The 22,529-nt window shown below is 64.6% G+C and carries 19 protein-coding genes; 11 read left to right on the top strand and 8 right to left on the bottom strand.

Annotated elements, in window-relative coordinates; all coding sequences use genetic code 11:
* Positions 1–91: 91 nt before the first annotated feature.
* Both AC1Q7F_RS06115 and AC1Q7F_RS06110 read right to left on the bottom strand, forming a co-directional pair.
* Entirely contained in the window at positions 92–934 is an 843-nt protein-coding gene (locus AC1Q7F_RS06115; RefSeq protein ID WP_492504847.1) for an SDR family NAD(P)-dependent oxidoreductase, read from the bottom strand.
* Positions 935–998: 64 nt separating this feature from the next.
* Positions 999–1,775, bottom strand: a complete 777-nt coding sequence (locus AC1Q7F_RS06110; RefSeq protein WP_492504845.1) for a GntR family transcriptional regulator — start codon at positions 1,773–1,775, stop codon at positions 999–1,001.
* Between the two features lie 389 nt (positions 1,776–2,164).
* Here AC1Q7F_RS06110 and AC1Q7F_RS06105 point away from each other — a divergent pair, with 389 nt between their 5' ends.
* The 3 genes from AC1Q7F_RS06105 to AC1Q7F_RS06095 are packed head-to-tail and all read left to right on the top strand — an operon-like array spanning position 2,165 to position 4,483.
* The gene (locus tag AC1Q7F_RS06105; RefSeq protein WP_492504843.1) at positions 2,165–3,025 is read left to right on the top strand and encodes an SDR family NAD(P)-dependent oxidoreductase; all 861 of its coding nucleotides are present in this window, start codon (positions 2,165–2,167) and stop codon (positions 3,023–3,025) included.
* 50 nt (positions 3,026–3,075) lie between these two features.
* Complete coding sequence (locus AC1Q7F_RS06100) at positions 3,076–3,993, top strand: SDR family NAD(P)-dependent oxidoreductase (RefSeq protein WP_492504842.1); 918 nt, start codon at positions 3,076–3,078, stop codon at positions 3,991–3,993.
* Positions 3,986–4,483 carry a nuclear transport factor 2 family protein gene (locus AC1Q7F_RS06095; protein ID WP_492504840.1) on the top strand — a complete coding sequence of 166 codons (498 nt, stop codon included), beginning with the start codon at positions 3,986–3,988 and terminating at the stop codon, positions 4,481–4,483. The genes AC1Q7F_RS06100 and AC1Q7F_RS06095 overlap by 8 nt, the downstream gene beginning before the upstream one ends.
* Positions 4,484–4,534: 51 nt before the next feature.
* Here AC1Q7F_RS06095 and AC1Q7F_RS06090 read toward each other — a convergent pair whose 3' ends face one another.
* The 4 genes from AC1Q7F_RS06090 to ribB form a co-directional block, all read right to left on the bottom strand.
* On the bottom strand, positions 4,535–5,785 hold the full coding sequence (locus AC1Q7F_RS06090) for an MFS transporter (RefSeq protein WP_492504838.1): 1,251 nt from the start codon (positions 5,783–5,785) through the stop codon (positions 4,535–4,537).
* A 90-nt stretch (positions 5,786–5,875) separates the two neighbouring features.
* Positions 5,876–8,074 (bottom strand): TonB-dependent receptor, encoded by a 2,199-nt coding sequence (locus tag AC1Q7F_RS06085; protein ID WP_492504836.1) that lies wholly within the window; start codon positions 8,072–8,074, stop codon positions 5,876–5,878.
* A 220-nt stretch (positions 8,075–8,294) separates the two neighbouring features.
* Positions 8,295–8,855, bottom strand: a complete 561-nt coding sequence (locus AC1Q7F_RS06080; RefSeq protein ID WP_492504834.1) for an NADPH-dependent FMN reductase — start codon at positions 8,853–8,855, stop codon at positions 8,295–8,297.
* Positions 8,856–8,874: 19 nt separating this feature from the next.
* Positions 8,875–9,951: a 3,4-dihydroxy-2-butanone-4-phosphate synthase gene (ribB, locus tag AC1Q7F_RS06075; RefSeq protein WP_492504832.1), complete on the bottom strand. Its 1,077-nt coding sequence runs from the start codon at positions 9,949–9,951 to the stop codon at positions 8,875–8,877.
* A 287-nt stretch (positions 9,952–10,238) separates the two neighbouring features.
* Here ribB and AC1Q7F_RS06070 point away from each other — a divergent pair, with 287 nt between their 5' ends.
* Genes AC1Q7F_RS06070 through AC1Q7F_RS06040 form a run of 7 tightly spaced genes read left to right on the top strand, consistent with a single transcriptional unit; the run spans position 10,239 to position 18,095 of the window.
* Complete coding sequence (locus AC1Q7F_RS06070; RefSeq protein ID WP_492504830.1) at positions 10,239–11,600, top strand: aromatic ring-hydroxylating oxygenase subunit alpha; 1,362 nt, start codon at positions 10,239–10,241, stop codon at positions 11,598–11,600.
* Between the two features lie 33 nt (positions 11,601–11,633).
* Positions 11,634–12,812 (top strand): LLM class flavin-dependent oxidoreductase, encoded by a 1,179-nt coding sequence (locus AC1Q7F_RS06065; protein WP_492504828.1) that lies wholly within the window; start codon positions 11,634–11,636, stop codon positions 12,810–12,812.
* Positions 12,813–12,814: 2 nt separating this feature from the next.
* Complete coding sequence (locus tag AC1Q7F_RS06060; protein WP_492504826.1) at positions 12,815–14,005, top strand: CaiB/BaiF CoA transferase family protein; 1,191 nt, start codon at positions 12,815–12,817, stop codon at positions 14,003–14,005.
* 13 nt (positions 14,006–14,018) lie between these two features.
* Positions 14,019–15,185 (top strand): acyl-CoA dehydrogenase family protein, encoded by a 1,167-nt coding sequence (locus AC1Q7F_RS06055; RefSeq protein ID WP_492504824.1) that lies wholly within the window; start codon positions 14,019–14,021, stop codon positions 15,183–15,185.
* A 14-nt stretch (positions 15,186–15,199) separates the two neighbouring features.
* Positions 15,200–16,081: an HpcH/HpaI aldolase/citrate lyase family protein gene (locus AC1Q7F_RS06050; RefSeq protein WP_492504822.1), complete on the top strand. Its 882-nt coding sequence runs from the start codon at positions 15,200–15,202 to the stop codon at positions 16,079–16,081.
* Complete coding sequence (locus AC1Q7F_RS06045; RefSeq protein WP_492504820.1) at positions 16,078–17,331, top strand: acetyl-CoA hydrolase/transferase family protein; 1,254 nt, start codon at positions 16,078–16,080, stop codon at positions 17,329–17,331. The genes AC1Q7F_RS06050 and AC1Q7F_RS06045 overlap by 4 nt, the downstream gene beginning before the upstream one ends.
* Positions 17,331–18,095: an enoyl-CoA hydratase-related protein gene (locus AC1Q7F_RS06040; RefSeq protein WP_492504818.1), complete on the top strand. Its 765-nt coding sequence runs from the start codon at positions 17,331–17,333 to the stop codon at positions 18,093–18,095. Before AC1Q7F_RS06045 ends, AC1Q7F_RS06040 begins: the two co-directional genes overlap by 1 nt.
* Here the strand turns inward: AC1Q7F_RS06040 and AC1Q7F_RS06035 are convergent.
* Positions 18,092–19,297, bottom strand: coding sequence for an MFS transporter (locus tag AC1Q7F_RS06035; protein ID WP_492504816.1), 1,206 nt, complete (start codon positions 19,295–19,297; stop codon positions 18,092–18,094). The genes AC1Q7F_RS06040 and AC1Q7F_RS06035 overlap by 4 nt on opposite strands.
* Positions 19,298–19,393: 96 nt before the next feature.
* On the bottom strand, positions 19,394–21,559 hold the full coding sequence (locus AC1Q7F_RS06030; protein ID WP_492504814.1) for a TonB-dependent receptor: 2,166 nt from the start codon (positions 21,557–21,559) through the stop codon (positions 19,394–19,396).
* A gap of 436 nt (positions 21,560–21,995) precedes the next feature.
* On the opposite strand from AC1Q7F_RS06030, the gene AC1Q7F_RS06025 reads away from it, so the two are divergent.
* Positions 21,996–22,523 carry a sigma-70 family RNA polymerase sigma factor gene (locus AC1Q7F_RS06025; RefSeq protein ID WP_492504812.1) on the top strand — a complete coding sequence of 176 codons (528 nt, stop codon included), beginning with the start codon at positions 21,996–21,998 and terminating at the stop codon, positions 22,521–22,523.
* The last annotated feature ends 6 nt before the right edge of the window (positions 22,524–22,529 follow it).

The following is a 22,529-nucleotide window of genomic DNA, read 5'->3' as shown; positions in this document are numbered from 1 at the left end:
TCGGAGGCCGGCGACGGCCGGCCCGGCGCTCATGCGCCGTAAGCCAAGCCCACGGATGTGGGCGCCCGGCGTTTGAGGGAACAAAGAAAACTTAACCACCCTTCATGGCGGTTAAAAAGGCCTGGTTGGTGACCAGCAGGGGCGTGTTGTCATCCGCCAGATGCGACCATTTCAGGCTGATGCCGCCATCGGCGGCCAGGCACTGCCCGGTGACATAGCCGGCCGCGTCCGACAGCAGGAACAGGGTGGTACCGGCGATCTCCTCCGGGGCGGCCTTGCGGCCCATCGGGATGGCGCGCCGGGCCAGGACCGGATCGTCGACCACCAGCGATGACGGGCTGGCGATGGCGCCGGGCGCCACCGCATTCACCCTGATGCCCGATGAAGCCAGTTCCAGCGCCAGGGTGCGCACCACCGACAGCAGGGCCGCCTTCGCCGCCCCATAGGCGATGTTATAGGGCATGGTGCCCAGCGCCGTGACCGACGATATGGCGACCAGCGATCCGGGCAACCCGCGCGCCTGCAGCGCGGCGGCGAAGGCCTGGGCGATGAAGAACATGCTGTCCAGGTTGGTGGAGAACAAAGCCCGCCAATGCGCCCGCGACAGGCGGGTGGCCGGGCCCCAGGTCGGTGGCGGGCCGCCGCCCACGACGGTGACCAGACCATAGAGATCGCCAGGTGCGGCGCAGGCGCGTTCCATGATGGCGGCCACCCCTTCGTCTGTTTCCACGTCGGCGGCCACGGGCAGGATGGACAGGCCTTCGGCGATCAGCGGCCCCATATGCCGGTCCAGATTGTCCGGCTTGCGGCTGACGGCGACCACGGTGGCGCCGGCGCGGGCGGCCATGGCGGCGATGCTGGTGCCCAGCCCACCGCCGCCGGCACCGGAAACGATGACGATCCGGCCGTCCAGCCGGTTGGGTTCGTGGGTCATTGCCTTACTCCCGAAGGGTTGTCCGGCAGTCCCGACCGCGGCGGTTGTGGCTATTCCCTTGCGGTCAGGTCTTCATGCGCTTCAACGTCATGGAATGACGGAACCGCGATGCCGGATGGGTGCTGATGGTCACCTGGGCGACGGTGCCGTCGGTGATGCGATAGGTGCGGCGCACTTCCAGCGCCACACTGTCCGGCTTGACCTTCAAGGTGTCGGCCAGGGGCGGAGAGATCAGGTCGGCCGAGATCTCCTGATAGACCTCGGCGATGGTCACGGCGAACAGATCCTCGATCAGCGGGAAGATCGGGGCGCTCTGGCGCTGCAACAGCCGCGCGACGGCGGCGAAATCACGGTTGATGTAATATTCGGTCCAGCAGAAGGGCGCATCCTCACCATCGGCATGGCGCAGGCCGCGCACGGCCAGCCATTCCTCGCCCGCCGTCAGGCCGGTGCGGCCGGCCAGCTTGGCGTCGATGGTGATCATCTTGATCATGCCGATCTTGAAATGCGTGCCATGGGCATAGGCCACCAGATCATTGATCGAGGTGGCATGCAGGACATAGGAATTATCCGCCTTGGGCGGGATGACCACGGTGCCGGCCCCCTGGCGCGAGGATACCAGTTCCTCATCGCGCAGGCGGCGCAGGGCCTCGCGCACCGTATAGCGGCTGACGGAGAAGCGGGCGCAAAGCTCATCCTCCGTCGGCAATTGCGAACCGACGGGATGGATGCCGCTGACGATTTCGTCCTTCAGGGTGCGGGCAAGCTGGAGGTAAAGCGGGGGCGTGCTCTTGCCGGTGGCCGATGCTTCCTGGCTGGCACCCTCATTCTTCCGGGCCATGTTCACGCGTACCTTCGTTCAGTTGTTCCACACCCCGGCGCCTGCTCATGCCCGGCAGGCTTGGCGGCGAGCATAGTGCAAGCCCAGGGGTGCTGCAAGCCGGTACAGGTTTTCGATCGTTGCGATTCATCCGGATAAATTTTTCATCGTCTGTGGGGTTGCGGTGGGGGTGGTCTGGGATGTTGTTGAATTTTCTGGGATTTATATACGGATATATGGATTAGATTGCTACTAATCCATTGATTTTTAACGATTTTATAAAATCAATATATTTCAAATATGTCCGGATAACATGGAATATGGCGTTGACGGGTGATCGGGCTGGGCATAAGCTGCCGGAAAATGGCGCCATGCCGAAAATAAGAACATGTCGGGAGGACTTGGGGGAAATGGGTGCGCTGTCAGGCAAGGTGGCGGTGGTGACGGGTGCCAGCCGTGGCATCGGCCGGGGAATTGCACTGGCCCTGGCCGAACAGGGGGCGACAATCTATGTCACGGGACGCACGGTGACGCCGGGATCATATCCGCTGCCGGGAACCGTCGGTGAAACGGCGCTGGAGGTGGATGGGAGGGGCGGACATGGTATCGCCGTTCAGGTCGACCATGGAGACGACGCGCAGGTCGCAGCACTGTTCGACCGGGTGCGGGCGGAGCAGGGGCGGCTGGACATCCTGGTCAACAATGCCTTCTCGCTGCCCGAGGATCTGACCGTGCCGGCGCCCTTCTGGGAGAAGCCGCTTTCCAATTGGGAAATGGTGGATGTCGGCGTGCGGTCGAATTTCGTGGCGGCTTGGCATGCGGCCCGGCTGATGGTGCCGCAGGGGTCGGGCCTGATCGTGGCGACGTCGGGTTATGTCGGCGTCACCTACACTTACGGCGTCGTGTTTGGCACCTGCAAATCCGCCGTGGACCGCATGGCACGCGACATGGCCATCGAACTGAAGCCGTATGGCGTGGCGTCGCTGTCGCTCTGGCTGGGTCTGACCTTCACCGAACGGGCGGAGCGCAACCTGAACCGGAACCCCGCGATGAAGGGGCAGACGGTGACCAATCCGCTGGTCGGCTCGTCGGTGGAGTTCCCCGGCCGCGTCATCGCCGCCCTGGCCCGCGACCCGGCCGTCATGGCCCGCAGCGGCGCCACCTATATCGCCGCCGAGCTGGCGCAGGAATATGGGGTGACCGACATCGACGGACGGGTGCCTCCCTCGCTGCGCGCCCAGCGCGGTTCCCCGCTGCATTCGCCGGTCTGACCGGCCCGCCCCTTAGCGGGCGGAACCAATCCTATGATGGGAGTAACGACATGTCGGAACTGAGGTTCGACGGCCGCGTGGCCGTGATAACGGGTGCTGGCCGCGGTTTGGGCCGGGCCTATGCGCTGCTGCTGGCGGCACGGGGGGCGAAGATCGTCGTCAATGATGCCGGCGGCACCATGCGCGGCGACGTGAATGATGAAAGCCCGGCTGAGGAAGTCGTGCGCGAGATCCGCGCCGCCGGTGGCGAGGCCATCGCCAACCTGGACAGCGTGGCGACGGCGGCAGGCGGAGCGGCGATCATCAAGGCCGCCATCGATCAGTATGGCCGCATCGACATCCTGATCCACAATGCCGGCATCGTGCGCGGCGCGCCGATCACGGAAATGTCGTATGAGGATTTCGACGGCGTGCTGGATGTGCATCTGCGCGGCGGTTTCCATGTGCTGAAGCCCGCCTTCACCGCCATGTGCGCGGCCGGATATGGCCGCATCATCATGACCTCCTCCATCGGCGGCCTGTACGGCAATTTCAATCAGGCCAATTACGGGGCGGCCAAGGCCGGGCTGGTCGGGCTGGCCAATGTCGCAGCCCTGGAGGGGGCGGAGCATGGCGTCACCTGCAATAGTATCGTGCCCGGTGCTGTGACCCGCATGGCGGAAGGGATCGACACCTCTGCCTATCCGCCGATGACGCCGGAAATGGTGGCGCCCATGGTTGCCTGGCTGGCGCATGAGAGCTGCACGGTGACGGGAGAGATGCTGGTATCCATCGCCGGCCGCGCCGCCCGCGTGTTCATGGCGGAATCGCCCGGCCTCTATCATCCCGATTGGAGTGTGGAGGCGATCGCCGCGGCCCAGGAGGCGATCCGCTCCACCCACGCCCCCTACATCTCCGCCGGGCATGTCGACCATATCCGCTATAGCTGCGCGATGGCGGCCCGGGATGGGGGGACGCGCCATGGATGACGCCAAGCGTTTGCAGACGCTGATCGACCGGCAGGACATTCTGGACTGCCTGACCCGGTTCGCCCGGGGCATGGACAGGCTCGACAGGGCCTTGTTCCTGTCGGCCTTCCATGATGACGCGGTGATCGATGTCGGGCCATTCCTGGGCGGGCCAAGGGAACTCTATGACTGGGCATCGACGCTGCATCGCGACGGGCAGTCGGCCACGCACCATAATCTGCTGAACCAGACCTGCCATTTCGACGGCGATGTCGCGGATGTGGAGACCTATTACCTGTTCGTCGGCCGCAACCATGATGAGACGAACTGGATCGCCGGTGGGCGCTATCTGGACCGGATGGAAAAGCGGCACGGGGCCTGGAAGATTTCCAAGCGCAACAATGCGCTGGAATGGGCCGGCATGGTGCCGACCATGCCGCTTCCGTTCAACGACAAAGCCAAATTGCCCGAGGGGGAAGGGGAGCGGGATTGCCCGCTTGTCGTGCCTTGAAAATAGAAAGGGCTGTCGGGCGGAAAATCGCCCGGCGGCCTTGTCCATTGATCAATGCGCGGCGTGTTTCCTGTCGAGGAAACCAGCCGCCACTATGCACAGGGAAGAGGCCAGCAGGCAGGCCGCCCCCAGCTGGCAGGCGGCGGCATAAGTGCCCATGCGGTCGAACAGCAGGCCATAGCTGAGTGCGCCCACCGACAGGCTGGCCGTCGTCGTCATGGCGAATACGCCGACGATGGTGGAGAAGGACCGCATGCCGAAGCTGCGCCGGCCGAAGAAGGCCGGGTAATCCGCCTCCGCCCCCTGGCCGATGCCCAAGGTGGCGACGATGGCGGTGATGAGGGCCAGGACCATGGTGCCCTGGGCATGGGCCATGCCGAAGGCGCCGACCGCCGCCAGCCCGGTGATGCCGGCCGCCACCCCGAACGGCCAGACCCGGTCCAGCAGCAGGCCCCCGCCGATGCGCCCGACGCTGGCGGCGATCGCATAGACCACGCCCAGCGACACGGCCTCCGTCAGCCCGATGCCCAGATTGGCCAGCAGCGGCTGCAGATGTGCGACGAAGCCGCCGATGGCCACGCAGGCCAGGGAAAAGGCGATGGTGTAGAGCCAGAAACGGGCATCGCGTAGGGCGGTGCCGACGCTGGCCCCGTCCATTGGCGCGGCCGTTGCCTTGACGCCGCCGGCACCCGGCTGCTCACGATAGCCGATCAGGATCGCCGGCAGGCCGACGAGCAGGATGATGCCGGCACTGGCCAGATATCCCGCCTGCCAGCCATGGGTGCGGATCATGCCGCTGATCAGCGGCAGCGCCCCCATGGCGACGAAGGCGGACCCGCTGAGCGTCAGGCCCAGGGCTAGGCCGACACCGCGCCGGAAGCGGCCGACCACGGCGCGCGTATAGGTGGGCACCACGGTCAGAGAGGCGAAGACGCCCATCAAGGCGGCGACGCCATGCAGGGTGAAGGGCGATGGCGGCAGGAAGGCCAGCAGGGTGGCGCAGAAGGCCAGGCCCAGCGCGCCGGCGACGCCGGCCATCCGGCTGCCCATGCGGTCGATGATGGCCCCGGACAGGGGGCAGCACAGCGCCCAGACCAGGGTGACCGTGGGCGCGATGGTGACGGTGCTGGTCGACCAGCCCAGCGCGTCCTTCATCGGGTTGATGAACAGGCCCGATGTCAGCAGGATCATGGCCCCGCCGGTGCCATAGCCCAGGCCCGCGCACAGCACGACGAGCCAGCCATCCCGCCATTCCTGGAGGAAGCTCTTGGGCTCGACGCCGGTTTGACTGACAGAAATCATGGGCGGATGGCTCCCGCTGTTGCAGGTCAGACAAAAAATCACCCTCCCCCAACTCTCGGTCAGGGGAAGGTGAAGGGGGGGAGGGTGGGATCAGTAGCTGTAGCTGAGCTGCAGCCCGATCTCCTGCGGACGGGCGTAATTGACCGTGAAGCCGACGCCGCTGGGGAAGGCGTGGTTGATATAGGTCTTGGCCGTCAGGTTGCGGCCATAGATGCCGATGCGCAGGTCCGTATCCGCGAACGTGTAGCCGGCCCGCGCGCTCAGCGTCGCATAGGCGCCCTGATGCAGGATGCCCAGCATGTCCTGGTTGATGGCGGATGAGTATGCCAGGTTGGTGCTGGCATCGAACGTGCCCTGGTCCAGATCGCGTTCATAATTCAGGTTGATGTTGCCAGTGAATTTCGGTGATCGGATGGGGCGCATGCCGGTGGCGTCGAAAATCACCTGCCGGAAGGTGCCGGTGGGATTGCGCGTCAACCCATAGGCCACGGCATCGGGGAAATCGCGATATTCCGCCTTGGGCACCCAGGAGATGTTGCCCTTCAGCGTGAATTCCTCGTTCAGCCGGACGCTGGCATCAGCATCCAGGCCATAGATGCGGACGGGGCCGGTATTCTGCAGGATCACCGTGGTGCCGGTATAGGCCTGCTCCTGCTTGTTCTTGTAGTCGTAATAGAAGACCGCCGTATTGAAGCTGAGGCCGGAGGCGGCGTATTTCAGGCCGATCTCATAGGAATTGTTCTTCTCCGGATCGACTTCCTTGAAGCGCGGCACGCTGCCGGTATTGGAAAGGCCGGTCAGGCCGCTCTTCTCGCCCACCGCATAGGTGGCATAGAGGCTGGTTTCAGGCGAGAAGGCGTAGCGTACCGACACGCGCGGCAGAAAGCTCTCGAAGGTCTGCTTCTTCGCCGCTACGGCCGGAGCCAGGCTGATATCGTCGCGGGGCTCCTTCGTGTAGCGGCCGCCCAGCGTCACCGTCCATTGCTCGTCCGGCGTCATCTCCACCTCGCCATAACCGGCATAGGATTTCGTGTCATAGCGCACGAAGCTGCTGGGCAGGCCGCCGGGGATGGTGATCTCGTTGGACAGCGTGTTCAAAGCGCTCTTCTGATGGAAATAGAACAGGCCGCCGGTGACGCGGAACATGCCGAACTGCTCGGAGGAGAAATTCACCTCCTGGGAGACCGCCTTATTGTCCAGCGGGTAGTTCAGGACGACGCAGGCGAAGACGGTCAGGCACTGGGTCGTGCCCTTTGAATGGGCGATGGTGGTCAGGTTGCGGACCTGATCCTTATTATAGGCGGTGGTGGAGGTCAGCGTGCCCAGATTCTCCAGGTCCCATTCGATCATGCCGCTAAAGCCGTGGCTTTTCACATCGGCCTTGTCGAACACCTTGCCGGCACCGGTGTCGAAACCGGTATGATAGGGGATGGTGGGGACGATGGCGCCGGGATACTGGCTGGCGGCGACCAGGCCGTTCAGCGGCGTCATGCCTTGCAGGCCGCGATCATCATGCTTCAGGTAATAGCCGCTCAGCAGCACGCTGACATTTTCGGACGGATCGAACAGCAGCTTGGCGCGGGCGTTCTTGCGCTCCACGGTGCCGTAGCGCTTGCCATTCTCGTCATTGGTCATCCAGCCGTCGGTCCAGTCGTAACCGCCCGACAGGCTCATGGCCAGTTTCTGGTCGACCAGCGGCACGCTGACGAAGCCCTTGGCGACATAGTGCGGCGCGGCGCGGCTGGGGCCGTCGCCCGTGTAAAGCCCGGCCTCCAGGCTGACATCGCCCGTCTGCTCATAGCTGGGCTTCTTGGTGAAGATGCGGATGGCGCCGCCCACGGAATTGCGGCCGAACAAGGTGCCCTGCGGCCCTTTCAGCACCTCCACCCGCTCCACATCGGGCAGGGTGGCGCCGAACAGCTGCGGCTGGGCGTAGTAAACGCCGTCGACATAGAGCGCGTTGGGGTTTTCCGCACCCCCGGTGCTGACCGAGGTGGAAAGGCCACGGATGGAGGGTTGCGTGGCATTGCCAGCACCGCCCCAGGCCAGACCCGACACGGCCGATTGCAGGTCGAAGATATTGGCCACGCCAGCCTTGGCCAGCGCGTCATCCGACAGGGCGGTCACGGTCAGCGGCACGTCCTGCAGGCGCTGCTCACGGCGCTGCGCGGTGACCACGATCTCTTCCAGCTGCGGTGAAGCGGTGGGCGCTTGGGCGACTTCTTGTCCGGACGCGCCGCTGACAACAGCAAGCGCGCTCACGCCGGCAACGAGCGTGTGGCCCCTCATTCTTTCCTCCCGAATTCTTTGTCAATCGCGATCACTTGCCGGATCGCATGGGGCTACTCATAGCTTGACGTATGCGCCTGATCAAGGAAAATTTATACGGACAAGATAAGGTTCAATATGTTGAACACCAATAATATCAGGGGGTTGAATTGAGCGATTCCGTATTCTCTAATTCGGACAAAACCGTCGAAGAACAGCCATGGCCTGCACACCGCAAGGGTCAATGCCGGTCGCGGAAGCCCAGGACCTGGGCGGCGACGAGGCGCAGCAACTCGGCGATGCGGTCGTCCGTACAGGTGCCGTCCTTGAAGATGCCGCCGGCGCTGTTGATGGCGGCGCCCATGGGTGTGGGCCAGCCGCGCAGGGCATGGGTGATGGACCGCAGCGTGGACAGGGTGGTATTGGCCGCCTGCCAGCCATAGGCGGTGGCGATCAGCCCCACGGCGCGCCCATCCAGATAGGGGCGCGCATCGCGGGCGGTTTCCTCCAGATAATCGATGGCGTTTTTTACCAGCCCAGAGATGGAACCGTGATAGCCGGGGCTGGCGATCAGCACGCCATCGGCGCGGCGGATGGCGGCCACCAGCGCGTGGGCCTCGATATTGTCGGCAGCGGCCGGTGTGAGATAATGCGGCAGGGCGACCAGTTGCGCGCTGCCGAACAGGAAGGTCTCGGCACCCGCCGCCGCTGCGGCGTCCAGGGCCAGGCGCAAAGCCTGCTCGGTGGAGGAGCCGGGCTGGGTCGTGCCGCCGATGCCCACGATGAAGGGTCTGGAAGACATATTGGTTCCTCTCCGGAGATCAAATCAGGCGTTCTTCGCCGACGATGTTCAGGCCATAGCCCAGCAGCCCGACGATGGAGCGGTGGGGGGAGTTGGTCAGCAGCACCATGTCATGCACGCCCATGTCCGCCAGGATCTGGGCGCCGATGCCATAGGAGCGCATGTCGGGCACCAGTTCGGCCTCCCTGCCCCGGTCCAACGGCGGGATCAGCAGGACGATCAGCCCGGATCCGACCTCCCCTATCCGCACCATGGCCCGTTGTAGGGCGCGCTTGCGGGGGCCGGGCTGACCCAGCATGTCGGAGAACAGCGACGCCGCATGGACCCGGACCAGGGTGGCCTGACCTTGTGTCACTTCTCCCTTGCACAATACGTAATGGATGGAGCCATCGACCTTGTTGCGGTAGGTCAGCTTCGACCATTCGCCGCCATAGTCGGAAACCAGGGTCGATTCCTCGATACGGGCAACCAGATTGTCATGGCGGCGGCGATAGGCGATCAGGTCGCGGATCGTGCCGATCTTCAAGCCGAACCGGGCCGCGAACGGGCCCAGATCATCCATCCGGGCCATGGTTCCGTCCTCGTTGATGATCTCGCAGATCACGCCGGACGGGTTCAGCCCGGCCAGCCGCGCCACATCCACCGCCGCTTCCGTATGGCCCGCCCGCACCAGCACGCCGCCATCGCGCGCGACCAGAGGAAAGACATGGCCGGGCGTCACCAGCTGTTCCGGCCCGTTGGCGGCATCGATGGCCACGGCGATGGTGCGTGCCCGGTCGGATGCGGAGATGCCGGTGGTCACGCCGTCCCGTGCCTCGATGGAGACGGTGAAGGCGGTCTCATGCCTGGAACTGTTGTGCCTTGCCATGGGCGGCAGGCCGAGCTGGTCCACCCGCGGCCTGGTCAGCGCCAGGCAGATCAGGCCGCGCCCATGCATGGCCATGAAATTGATGGCGGCCGGGGTTGCCATCTGGGCGGGGATGACCAGATCGCCCTCATTCTCCCGATCCTCGTCATCGACCAGGATGAACATGCGGCCCTGGCGGGCTTCTTCGATGATCTCCTCTGCTGAGGAGATGGTGTGGGCTGTCGTCATGATGGGCCAGATGTCTGGAGGGGGCGCATTCGCCCAGGGGCCGTGCTTGGCGGCAAGGTGTGCTATTTTTTGTATGGACAACATTGCCGTTGTCGTCAACACTCACCTTAATATCCCATTTGACATGAAGCAATGTTGGGATTAGATGTCCGGACCAATTCGATGAAAATCGGATGTCCGGGCAAGGCCGCGAAGGGCGCTTACCGCGCCACGGGTCGTTCCAGCACCAAAAGCAATGACGGACCCGGCTTTACGCACAGGTTCGCATGTTCCAGGAGGATGATGCCATGACGAATGCGGGCGACATCACGGAAGATGATCTTTCCTGCCCCCTTACGATCCCGGTGGAGGCCTATATTTCCCCGGACTATGCGCGGGCCGAGCGTGACCTTCTGTGGCGCAAGGTCTGGCTTCAGGCCGGAAGGGTGGAGGAGATACCGGAAGTCGGCGATTTCCTGACCTTCGATATCCTGGACGATTCAGTCATCATTGTGCGCGCGGCGGATGACCAGATCTCCGCCTATCACAATGTCTGCCCGCATCGCGGCCGCCGCCTGGTTGACACACCCAAGGGTGCCCGCAACGCCAGAGGCAAGCGCAACCGCTTCATCTGCGGCTTCCATGGCTGGGGCTTCAACCTGGATGGGGAGAATGTCTATATCCCGCACAAGGATGACTGGCAGGGGGCGCTGACCGGCGGCTGCACCGGCCTGACCAAGGTGAAAGTCGATTGCTGGGGCGGCTGGGTCTGGATCAACCTGGCCCCCGATTGCGGGCCGTTGAGCGATTATCTGGGGGTGGTGCCCGCCATGCTGGACCCGTTCCAGCTGCAGAACATGCGCTGCCGCTGGCGCAAATGGGGTGTGTTCGACTGCAATTGGAAGGTGGCGCTGGAGGCGTTCAACGAGACCTACCATGTGCAGACCACCCATCCGGAATTCAACAAGTTCGGCCAGTTCCGGGGCTGGGCGCGGGCGCAGGGGCTGCATTCCCATATCGGGTACGAGGCGCCCAAGAACATGGACCGCAACCAGGAAGCCAAGCTGCGGGTGGGGGAGGGCACGGATGCTCGCCTCTCTACGGCCGAGATGCAGCTCTATACCTGGACGCAGGCCAATACCAACACCACCCAGACGCTGGTCGATGCCGCCCAGCGTCTGGTGGATGAGTTGCCCGACGGCACGCCGCCCGGCGAGGTGCTGAAGCACTGGCTGAAATCGGCGCGCGATCATGACGCGGCGCGCGGCGTGGTCTGGCCCGAGGTCGATCCCGCCCATGTCGGCAAAAGCGGCACGGCCTGGCAGATCTTCCCCAATTTCCAGATCGGGCACGCGGTCAACAACATGCTCTGCTACAACGCCCGGCCCCATGGCTATGACCCCGACAAATGCATCTTCGAGGCCGCCGTCTATGAGCTTTTCCCCGCCGGGGAGGAGCCGGCGACGGAATGGGTCTATGCCGAGGCGAACGAGGAGGCCTGGTGCTATGTCCTGTCCCAGGACTTCGCCAACATGGCCGCCGTCCAGCAGGGCATGAAATCGGCCGGGTTCAGCGGCACCAAACCCAACCCCTACATGGAACGCAGCACGGCGAACCTGCACCGCAACCTGGCCCGCTACATGGGCACGGGCGCGCCGCGCAAGCTTTGACAAGCCATAAATATTCCAGGGAGATCAAAACCAATGAAGGTCAATATCGGCGTCTTCGCCCATAACGCCAAGGACTGGGAACGTATCCAGGCAGGCGACTACAGCCGTCCGCCGGAAGAACCGGACTGGAAGTTCGTGCAGGCCGGGCTGGCGCTGGGCGATCTGGCGGAACCGCTTGGCTTCGACGGCATCTGGGCGCCGGAGCATCAGGGCACGCCCTATGGCATGACGCCCAACCCCATCCAGACCCTGACCTATTTCGCCGGCCGCAGCGAGCGGTTGAATTTCGGCACCATGGTGGCCGTGGCCCCCTGGTGGCACCCGATCCGCTTGGCCCACCAGATCGCCTATCTGGATATCGTGTCCAAAGGCCGCTACACGACCATCGGCCTGGGCCGGGGCGTGGCCAAGTCGGAATTCGACGCGGTCGGCGTGCCGCGCGAGGAGGCGCGCCAGCGCTTCGACGAGACGCTGGATATCCTGAAGCTGGCCTTCACGCAGGAGCGTTTCTCCTATGAAGGCCAGATATTCAAGATCCCGGAAATGTCGCTGCGTCCGGCACCGTTCAGCGCCGATCTGGCGGACCGCATCTTCGGTTCGTCCAGCACGCGTGAATCGCTGGAAATCCTGTCGCGCCGGGGCATGGTGCCGTTGTTCGTGGGCAACAAGCCCATCGAGGATGCGGGCAAGGAAGTGAAGCTGGTCAATACCATCCGCAAGGAGGTTGGGCTGGCTCCCTGCCAGCCCAAGAATGTGCTGTTCATGTATTGCACGCCAACGGCGGCGGAGGCGGCCCAGGCCGACCCCTGGATCATCCAGGCCAATGTCGATGTGAACCTGCATTACGGTTTTGCCGACGCATCCAACTTCAAGGGCATCAAGGGGTACGAGGCCTATGCCGCGCGCGAGGCCACGGCCACGGCCGTGCTGTCCTCGGCCGTCACCGGCAAGGATGCCGCCAAGGATGGCAAGCCGAAGGCACCGGGATATCACCCGTCCAACCTGATGATCGGCACGCCGGACGAGATCATCCGGCGCATCATTGCCGCCCAGGAAGCCTGTTCCTTTCAGGAGATCACCATCGTCCCGCAATTCGGTGACATGCCCTATGGCGAGGCCGAACGCAGCACGCGGCTGTTCGCCAAGGAGGTTCTGCCCACCATCCAGAAGCTGGATGCCAAGTTGCACACCGCCGCCCTTCCTGAGGTGTGATCGTGACAAGGCAAGGCCCGCTGGCGGGCGTGCGTGTCGTCGACCTTACCGCCATGGTCATGGGGCCTTACTGCACCCAGATCATGGCGGACATGGGCGCCGACATCATCAAGATCGAGCCGCCGGGCGGGGACAGCACACGCTATATCTCCGTCGGCCCGGCCCAAGGCATGGGCGGCATCTTCGCCAATGTGAACCGGGGCAAGCGGTCCATCGTGCTGGACCTGCGCACCGAACAGGACAAGGCGGTGCTGCGCCGGCTGATCGAAGATGCCGACCTGTTCATCCATTCGCTACGGTCCAAGGCGGTGGCGAAGCTGGGCTTTTCCTACGCCGACGTGGCCGCGATCAATCCGGGCATCGTCTATACCAACTGCTATGGCTATGGCCATCGCGGTCCCTATAGCGACCTGACCGCCTATGACGACACGATCCAGGCCGAATGCGGCCTGCCGCTGGCGCAGGAGATGCTGACCGGCGAGGTGAACTATGTCGGCACCATCGTGGCCGACAAGGTCGCGGGCCTGACAGCGCTTTACGCCACGATGATGGCCCTGTTCCACAAGGAACGCACGGGCCAGGGACAGGAGGTGGAGGTGGGCATGTTCGAGACCATGGCCTCCTTCATGCTGGTCGAACATGCCAATGGCGCCATGTTCGACCCGCCGCTGGGGCCGGCCATCTATCCGCGCGTGGTCGCACCCAACCGCCGCCCCTACCGGACGCGGGACGGGCATATCTCCGTCCTGATCTATAATGACAAGCAATGGGCGGCGTTTGTGGAGGCGGTGCGGCCACCCTGGGCCGATGCCAGCCTAGCCCGGCTGGAACAGCGGGCCAAACAGATCGATAAGGTCTATGCCCTGCTGGCCGAGACGCTGAGGGAGCGGACGACGGCGGAATGGTCGGCCCTGTTCCGCTCACTGGATATTCCCTGCGCGCCGCTGCGCACACCCGATGAGCTGTTCAGCGATCCGCATCTCGACGCGGTCGGGTTTTTCGAGACGGTGGACAGCAAGCACGGGCCGGTGCGCTTTCCCGGCGTGCCCACCTGGTTCTCGCGCACGCCGGGAAAGGTGCATGGGCCCGCCCCGGAACTGGGGGCCGACGCCGCCGACATCCTGTCCGAATTCGGACTGCCGCCCACCGCACCGCACCCGGCCGAACCGCCGGGCGACGTGAAGGTCGTTTGAAGGGTCTCACCCCATGGATTTCAGCTTCACGCAAGACCAGCGCAGCATCCGCGACAGCATCCTGAAGCATTGTACGCAGTTCACGGATGATTACTGGCTGGCGCGCGACCGCGACGCGGTCTTCCCGCATGAATTCTATCAATCCCTGGTCGATGCCGGCTGGCTGGGCATCGCCATGCCGACCGATGTCGGCGGGTCCGGCCTGGGCATCACCGAGGCCGCCGTGATGATGCAGGCCATCGCGGAATCAGGCGCCGGGATGAGCGGGGCGTCGGCGGTGCATATGCCGGTTTTTAGCCTGCAGCCCGTCGCCCTGTTCGGCACACATGAGCAGAAGCACCGCATCCTGCCCCCCATCATCCGCGGGGAGGATCGGGTCTGTTTCGCGGTGACGGAGCCCAATGCCGGCCTGAACACCACCGAATTGCGCACCCGCGCGGAAAAGCGCGACGGCGGCTATCTGGTCAACGGGGAGAAGATCTGGATCTCCACGGCGCAGGTGGCCAACAAGATGCTGCTGCTGGCCCGGACCACACCGCTGGATCAGGTGAAGCGCAAGACCGATGGCCTGTCGCTGTTCTATACCGACCTGGACCGGGCGAAGATCGATGTACGGCTGATCCACAAGATGGGAAGGCACGCGGTGGACAGCAACATGCTGTTCATCGAGGATTTGTGGGTGCCCGACGCCGACCGCATCGGCGCGGAAGGCCAAGGTTTCAAGATCATCCTGCACGGCATGAACCCCGAACGCATCCTGATCGGGGCGGAAGCCGTGGGCATCGGCCGTGTCGCCATCGCGCGGGCCGCCCGCTATGCCCGCGAACGCATCGTCTTCAACCGGCCCATCGGCATGAACCAGGGCATCCAGCATCCGCTGGCCAAATGCTGGGCGCAGCTGGAGGCCGCCAATCTGATGGTGATGAAGGCCGCTACCCTGTTCGACCAAGGGCTGGATTGCGGGGTCGAGGCCAATACCGGCAAGTACCTGGCCGGCGAAGCGGCGTTCGAGGCCTGCCATACGGCAATGCTGACCCTGGGCGGCATGGGCTATGCCCAGGAATATCATGTGGAACGGTATCTGCGCGAATGCCTGATCCCGCGCACGGCCCCCATCACACCGCACATGATCCTGAACTTCCTGGCCGAGAAGGTCCTGGACCTTCCCAAATCCTATTGAGGAGCGCTTCCGAGATGAAGAGCACTTTCCAGGCCCGATCCTGGCTGTTCGCACCCGGCGACAGCCCGCGCAAGATGGAGAAGGCCGCCGACGGCCCGGCCGATATCGTGATCTTCGACCTGGAGGACGCGGTCGCCATCGAGAAGAAGCACGAGGCCCGCACCCTGGTGCTGGATTTCCTGCGCGCCCGGACGGATGGGCGGGAGCGGCTGTGGGTGCGGATCAACCCGCTGGATAGTGATCTGGCGCTGGAGGATCTGGCGGCCGTGATGCCGGCGGCCCCCGGCGGCATCATGCTGCCCAAGGCGCGGGGGCGGGCCGATCTGGAGGTGCTGGACCATTATCTGTCGGCGCTGGAGGTGGCGAACGGCATCACGCGCGGCACCACGCCGGTGCTGGCGCTGGTGACGGAGACGGCGGACGGCATGTTCACCACGGGCGACTATGCCGGGGCACCAAGGCTGATGGCGATGAGCTGGGGGGCAGAGGATCTGGCCGATGCGCTGGGCGCGTCGGAGAACCGCAATCCGGACGGCAGCTATGGTTTCACCTATCAGCTGGCCCGTACCCTCTGTCTGCTGGGCGCGGCCAAGGCCGGGGTGCTGCCGGTGGAGACCATCCAGGGCGATTTCCGTGACCTGGAGGGCCTGCTCCGCCGGGCGGAGCAGGTGCGGCGCGACGGCTATCGCGGCATGCTGGCCATCCATCCGGCCCAGGTGGCGGTGATCAACGAAGCCTTCAGCCCGAATGAGGCCGATATCCAGGCGGCCCGCGAGATCGTGGACCTGTTCGCCGCCAATCCTGGCGTGGGCGCCATCGGTTACAAGGGCGGCATGCTGGACCGGCCCTATCTGGCGCGGGCGCAGACGCTGTTGCGTCAGGCAGGGCTGTTGTGAATATCGATCTGGCGCAGTATCTGCGGCGTGGCGACCGCATCGTCTGGGGCCAGGCCTGCGGGGAACCGACGAGCCTGATCGAGGCGCTGATTGAACAGGCCGACGGGATCGGCGATCTGTCCGCGTTCGCGGCCACCAGCTTTTCCGGCCTGCTGAACCCGGATGCGGCGGGCAGGGTGCGGATGTCCAGCATGGGCGCCATCGGCGCGCTGCGGTCCCTGACGGCGGCCGGTCTGCTGGATGTCATCCCGGCTCATGTCGGGCAGGTGGCGCCGATGATCGCCCAGGGCCTGATCGGCTGCGATGTGGCCTTTGTCCAGGTCAGCCCGCCCGATGCCGACGGCAACCATAGTTTCGGCCTGATCAATGATTTTGTGCAGGCGGCCGTGGCCAAGGCGCGGGTGGTGATCGCCGAGGTGAATGAGCGCGTGCCCTTCACCCATGGCGACGCCATGCTGCCGGCATCGCGCATCGACGCTGCCATCCATGTCAGCCGTGATCCTGTGGAGGTGCCGCCAGCCCGGATCGGGGAGACGGACCTGGCCATCGCCCGCTTTGCAGCCGATTATATCGGTGACGGAACGGTCTTGCAGACGGGCGTCGGCGCCGTGCCGGACGCCATTTTGCGTTTGTTGGGGGATCGACATGATCTGGGTGTCCATTCCGGCATGATTGGCGATGGGCTGGTCGATCTGGTGGAGGCGGGGGTGGTCACCAATGCCCGCAAGAGCATTGACCGCGGCATCTCCATCACCGGCGCCCTGATCGGCACCCGCCGGCTGTATGATTTCGTCCACCGCAACCCGGCGGTGGGCATGCGCAACTCCGCCCATACCCATGGCGACGGGGTGCTGTCGCGGATCGAACGGCTGGTCAGCATCAATTCCGCCATCGAGGTCGATATGACGGGCCAGGTGAATGCCGAACAGAGCGGCGATCTTTATATCGGCGGGGCGGGCGGGCAGGTGGATTTCGTGCGCGCCGGCGCCCGGTCCCCCGGCGGCCGGTCGATCATCGCCCTGCCGGCGACGGCGCGGGGCGGCAAGGTCAGCCGCATCACCACCGCTCTCTCCGGCCCCGTCACCACGGCCCGCACCGATGTGGATGTGGTGGTGACGGAATTCGGTGCCGCCGAATTGAAGGGCGTGGGGCTGGCCGAGCGTACGCGCCGCCTGACCGCCATCGCCCATCCGGATTTCCAGGACGAACTGGACCGGTCGGCCCATATCATCCGCAAAAGGGGTTTCTGATGAGTGACGCCGTCCTGTTCGAGGCGCGGGGGGATGGTATCGCCATCATCACCCTGAACCGGCCCGAAAGCCGTAATGCCCTGGGGCGTGACATCCGCCAGGGTCTGTTCGCCGCCTGGGAACGGTTCGAGCATGACCCTGCCCTGCGTGTCGCCATCCTGACCGGAGCGGGGGAAAAGGCCTTCTGCGCCGGTGGTGATTTGAAGGAGATGCTGGAACTGGGTCTGGAAGTGCCGCCGCGTGACATGTTCCCCGTGCCCGGCGACAACATTGAGCTGAGCAAGCCCACCATCGCCGCCGTGAACGGTGTGGCCTTTGCCGGCGGCTGGATGATCGCCCAGGCCTGCGATTTGTGCGTGGCCAGCAGCCGGGCGCAGTTCGCGGTGACGGAGGTGAAGGTGGGCCGCAGTTCCCCCTGGGCGGCGCCGCTGATCCATATGATTCCGCAGCGGATCATGATGGAGATATTGCTGACCGGCCGGCCGATCAGCGCGCAGCGCGCCTATGAGATCGGGCTGGTCAACCGGATCGCGGAGCCGGAAGACCTGATGGCGACCGCCCTGGCCCTGGCGGCGGAGATCCTGGAAGGCGCACCCTTGTCGGTGAAGGCTGCGCGGGAGACAGTGATGCTGTCCACGGAGATGGGCCGCTCGGCCGCCCTGTGCGCGGCCCGCCATGCGTCTGAAACCGCCTATCGCAGCGCCGACGCGAAGGAAGGGCCGCGCGCGTTTGCGGAGAAGCGGCGTCCGGTGTGGACGGGTTAAGCCACCACCGGCTGCCGCTTCAGCAACAGGAACATCACCCCGCCCAGCAGTGCCGCCGCACTGGTCAGCGCCAGGTAGGCGGTGAAGCTGTTGGCGCTGATGTCCAGCATCGTGCCCAGCAGCAGCGAGCCCACCGTCACCGACAGGGCCAATCCGGCCAGGACCAGACCCAGCACCGTGCTGTAGATCTCGATCTTGAAATAGCGCATGACGGTATAGGCCAGCACATCGCCTTCCGCCCCCAGCGACAGGCCAAGCAGCAGGACAGCCCCTGCGACGATCACGGGATTGGAGGTGCCGGTGGCCAGCAGGCCCAGCCCGATGCCGGGCAGCCCCATGGCGATGGCCGTCACCACATATGTCGGAAACCGGTCCAGCAGCACGCCGCAGAGCAGCCGCCCGACGATCACCCCCATGGCATAGAGCGACAGGGCCAAGGCACTGGTCGCCCCGTCGATGCCGTGATCCTGCAACAGCACCTTCAATTGCGCGGTCTGCAGGGTCCAGGACAGGTTGCCCAGCACCACGCCGGTGAAGATCAGCCGGAAGGCCGGGCTGGCCAGGATGAAGCGATAGCGCGCGATCGTGTCCGACCGCAGGCCGGCGGCAGGTTTCGCGACCTTGACCCCGGACGGGGTCAGCAGCAATGCCACCACGCCACCGACGGCGGAACAGCCAGCCAGCAACTGATACCCTGCGCGCCAGCCGTGGGCGTCGATGAAGGAGGACAGGAAGGGGATGGCCAGGGCCGCCACGGCCGGCGTAGCGCAGGCGGCGATGGCCAGCGCCACACCGCGCGCCCGGCTGAAATTCTGGGCGATCAGACGGCTATAGACCACGGTGCTGGTGGTGCCGCCGACAATGGTGACCTGCGCCAGGCACAACAGGAAATAATGGGTCAGGCTGCCGGACAGCATGGCTAGGCTGAAGAAGATCAGCGGGCCGGTGATCACCCCGACCAAGGCCACCCGGCGCACGCCGAACGCATCGGTAAGGCGCCCGGCGATGGGCTGGCCGATGATGCCCAGGATGGCGGTGGCGCCGACCCGCGCCAGATCGGCGCGTGACCAGCCGAATTCCTGGATCAGATGGGGGGTGAAGACATTGCTGATATAATTCACCAGCAGATAGCCCGCCGCCATGCCGATACCGGCCGCTGCCAGCGCCCGCCAGTTCGCCCGGAATTCCGTCAGATAACCCATTCATCCTCTCCGACCATGTCGCCGCCCTTGTACCTGCCGACGGGAATGGCCGCACCCACCTTGGTGGGCGCGGCCATCGCCTGGCGGATGTTCGGATCAGAAGCGTGCCGTCACATCCACACCGATCAGGCGTGGCTTGGCCAGGGCCTCGGAGATGCCGACGCCCGTGCTGGCCGTATAGATGCTGTATTTCGTATCCAGCAGGTTGGTGGCCCAGACGGCATAGGTCAGGGTGCTGGACGGTTCGGTCCAGGCGATGCGGCCATTGACCAGGCCGTAATTATCCTCCGGGCTGAAATTGCCCGGCTGCCAGTAGAAGCCGTCATTGTAGGAATAGCTGACCGACGCCTCCAGATCGCCCTCGGCGACGGTGTCCTTATAGGCCAGGCGGACATTGGCCTGCCATTCCGGCGCACGGATGATGCGGCTGCCCGACGCGTCATAGGGCACGGTGCTGGTGGTGCCGCCCGTGGCGTTGGGGATGAAGACCTGGGCGCCCGGGAAGCTCTGATATTTGGCCGTCGGCATGGCCGACAGGCCGACATCGAAGGACAGATGGTCGGTCAGGTTGCCCGACGCCCCGACCTCGAACCCTTCGATCTTGGCTTCCGCCGCGTTGGACAAGGTGATGACCCAGGCGCCGCCGGCGATGAAGGTCTGGCCCTGCACCTGGATGTTGGAATAGTCATAGCTGAAGGCGGCGGCGGTCAGGGTGACGCCCCCGACGCGGCCTTTCATGCCGACCTCCAGCGCATCGATCTTTTCCGGCTCCACCGGAATGGCGGGCAGGGAGCCGGCATTGAACACGCCGCTCTTGAAGCCGTTGCTGGCCGAGGCATAAACGTTCCAGTCATCGGCCAGGTCATAGCGGGCGACCAGGCGATAGGTGGAACTGTTCCAGGTCTTGTCGGCGGTACCGGTCCGCAACCCCGCTGCCCGCACGATGTCGGCGAAGGTGAAATCCTTGCTTTCCGTGGTGTAGCGGCCGCCGGCCGTCAGGTGCAGCCGGTCGGTGGCGTTCCAGGTCACCTCGCCGAACGCCGCATAGCTATCGGTGATCACCTTGTTGCGATAGTTCGCCACGATGGTGCCGTTGGGCGCATTTCCGCTGAAGGAGGCGAAGAACGGGTTGCCGGCCTTGGAATGATAGTAATAGAGCCCGGCGATCCAGCTCAACCGGTCATCGCCGGGGCCGGAGAAGTTGAATTCCTGGCTGAACGTGTCTTGATATTGCGGCAGGACCAGCGCGCCGATGGGCAGGTTGGTGCGGTCGGTATCGGTCTGGTAATAGCCGTCGACGGTGCGATAGGCGCTGATCGACCGGACCAGCAGATAATCGTTGGCCTGCCAGTTGGCATCGATGCTGCCGCCGCCACCTTCGACATCGACGATGGGCTGGGTACCGCTGGCATATTCGAAGGGGCCGGCGATGACGGCGGCGGCATTGCCGCGATTGCTGTTCTGGCGGTCATGCGGGGCCAGCGCGAAGACGGCATTGTCATGCCGGTTGGAATAATCGGCGGCCACAGTCACATCCAGATCATCGCCCAGGTTGAACAGCAGCTTGCCGCGGGTGGAGAAGGTCTCGTTCACGCCATAGCGCTTGCCCTGATTGCCGGCGATGCCTTTGATATAGCCGTCATTATCCGTGTAGTAGAGGTTGAGCGAACCCGCGACATTGTCGGCCAGGGCACCGGTCGCATAGGCGCCCAGCTTGACCTCCTTGAAATCGAAGCCATAGCCGGCCGATACTTCCGCGCGCGGCGTGAAGGAGGGGGCCAGTGTGACGATGCGCACGGCACCACCCGTGGCATTGCGGCCGAACAGCGTGCCTTGCGGGCCCTTCAGCACTTCCACCCGCTGGATGTCCTTCAGGTCGAACAGGCCAGCCAGCGGCGCGCCCATATAGACATCGTCGAGATAGAGCGACACGTTGGTCTCATCACCCGGCGAGGTGCCGACCGAGGAGACGCCGCGCACGGCGGGCGTGAAGGACAGGCCGTTATTGACCGTGACCAGACCGGGGCTGATCTGCCCCAGGTCGCCCGTGGAACTGATGCCGGCGGCCAGCAACTGCTCGCCCGAGGTTGCCGAGATCGACATGGGCACGTCCAGCAGGCGCTCGCTGCGCTTCTGGGCGGTGACGACGATCTCTTCCAGTTCGACCGTCTCCGGTGCTGCCGTCTGGGCCGACGCCAGGCCTGTGACGCCGAGCGAGGTGATCGCTGCGCCGATGAAAAGTTGGGCCCGGAAGCTTCGCATAGGTTTCCCCCTTCGGATGTGCGCCCGTTATCGGGCAGCCAATGTTTTTCGTCATCTGAAGGTACCAGCCTGCTTTGCCCATGGTGCGACATAGTCTTGACGCGTCACGACACCTCCGCCTTACCCGGTGTCACCAAGAACGCCTTTCATTGTGTGACTATCGAATTCTTCCGGGTGTTTCTTGCGGGGTGTTTCTTCTTTGGCCGCCGTGAAGAAAATCATCCAGGATGGTGCCGTTGGCGCGGCGTTCGGCATCAATCCGGCCGGCGAGGCGGGGCACCGATTGCGCCTAGCCCTCCTGGCCGGCGCATGGCCGCCTTTCGTGAATTGCCCCCTTGCCGGAAAGCGGCAACATGTATGATATTAAGAGTGATTATTATTTTCTCTATTAACCTCGTGACGGCCGCCGGATCATCCAGCGGTATGGGGACTGCCGGTGAGCGCTTCTGCCTACGCCCCCTCTCCCTCGCTGGAGATACTGTACCGCGACCATCACGGATGGCTGCAGGGCTGGCTGAACCGTCGGCTGGGCAACGCGTCGGACGCGTCGGATCTGGCCCATGACACCTTCGTCCGTCTGCTGGCCAGGCCGGCAGCCAAAGGGTTCGCCAGCTTCGGCGAGGCCCGCGCCTACCTTCGCACTGCCGCCGGTGGCCTGTGCGTCGATCTGTGGCGCCGCCGCGAGGTCGAGCAGGCATGGCTGCACACATTGGCGGTGCTGCCCGAGGAGATGGTGCCGTCGCCCGAACATCAGGCCATCGTCATCGAGACCCTGCTGGAAATCGGCACCATCCTCGGCCGCCTGTCCGAAAAGGCGGCCAGGGCCTTCATCCTGGCGCAGGTCGACGGCATGCCCTACCGCGATATCGCGGCCGAACTGGGCGTGTGCGAGCGGATGGTGAAGAAATATGTCGCGCAGGGCATGCTGCAATGCGCGCTCATCGATGCCGGCCTGGACGGCTGATCCCAC

The sequence above is a fragment of the Niveispirillum sp. GW835-FHT14G11 genome, from assembly GCF_058793615.1.
Note: the sequence above shows the minus strand (reverse complement) of the source record. Positions and strands in the feature narration are given on the sequence as shown.

Excerpts from the sequence above, each read along its gene's own strand:
- AC1Q7F_RS06070 (WP_492504830.1), top strand. The coding sequence starts at position 10,239 with ATGACGAATGCGGGCGACATCACGGAAGATGATCTTTCCTGCCCCCTT.
- AC1Q7F_RS06100 (WP_492504842.1), top strand. The coding sequence starts at position 3,076 with ATGTCGGAACTGAGGTTCGACGGCCGCGTGGCCGTGATAACGGGTGCT.
- AC1Q7F_RS06085 (WP_492504836.1), bottom strand. The coding sequence starts at position 8,074 with ATGAGGGGCCACACGCTCGTTGCCGGCGTGAGCGCGCTTGCTGTTGTC.
- AC1Q7F_RS06115 (WP_492504847.1), bottom strand. The coding sequence starts at position 934 with ATGACCCACGAACCCAACCGGCTGGACGGCCGGATCGTCATCGTTTCC.
- AC1Q7F_RS06090 (WP_492504838.1), bottom strand. The coding sequence starts at position 5,785 with ATGATTTCTGTCAGTCAAACCGGCGTCGAGCCCAAGAGCTTCCTCCAG.
- AC1Q7F_RS06065 (WP_492504828.1), top strand. The coding sequence starts at position 11,634 with ATGAAGGTCAATATCGGCGTCTTCGCCCATAACGCCAAGGACTGGGAA.
- AC1Q7F_RS06095 (WP_492504840.1), top strand. The coding sequence starts at position 3,986 with ATGGATGACGCCAAGCGTTTGCAGACGCTGATCGACCGGCAGGACATT.
- AC1Q7F_RS06080 (WP_492504834.1), bottom strand. The coding sequence starts at position 8,855 with ATGTCTTCCAGACCCTTCATCGTGGGCATCGGCGGCACGACCCAGCCC.
- AC1Q7F_RS06055 (WP_492504824.1), top strand. The coding sequence starts at position 14,019 with ATGGATTTCAGCTTCACGCAAGACCAGCGCAGCATCCGCGACAGCATC.
- ribB (WP_492504832.1), bottom strand. The coding sequence starts at position 9,951 with ATGACGACAGCCCACACCATCTCCTCAGCAGAGGAGATCATCGAAGAA.
- AC1Q7F_RS06050 (WP_492504822.1), top strand. The coding sequence starts at position 15,200 with ATGAAGAGCACTTTCCAGGCCCGATCCTGGCTGTTCGCACCCGGCGAC.
- AC1Q7F_RS06035 (WP_492504816.1), bottom strand. The coding sequence starts at position 19,297 with ATGGGTTATCTGACGGAATTCCGGGCGAACTGGCGGGCGCTGGCAGCG.
- AC1Q7F_RS06030 (WP_492504814.1), bottom strand. The coding sequence starts at position 21,559 with ATGCGAAGCTTCCGGGCCCAACTTTTCATCGGCGCAGCGATCACCTCG.
- AC1Q7F_RS06110 (WP_492504845.1), bottom strand. The coding sequence starts at position 1,775 with ATGGCCCGGAAGAATGAGGGTGCCAGCCAGGAAGCATCGGCCACCGGC.
- AC1Q7F_RS06040 (WP_492504818.1), top strand. The coding sequence starts at position 17,331 with ATGAGTGACGCCGTCCTGTTCGAGGCGCGGGGGGATGGTATCGCCATC.
- AC1Q7F_RS06105 (WP_492504843.1), top strand. The coding sequence starts at position 2,165 with ATGGGTGCGCTGTCAGGCAAGGTGGCGGTGGTGACGGGTGCCAGCCGT.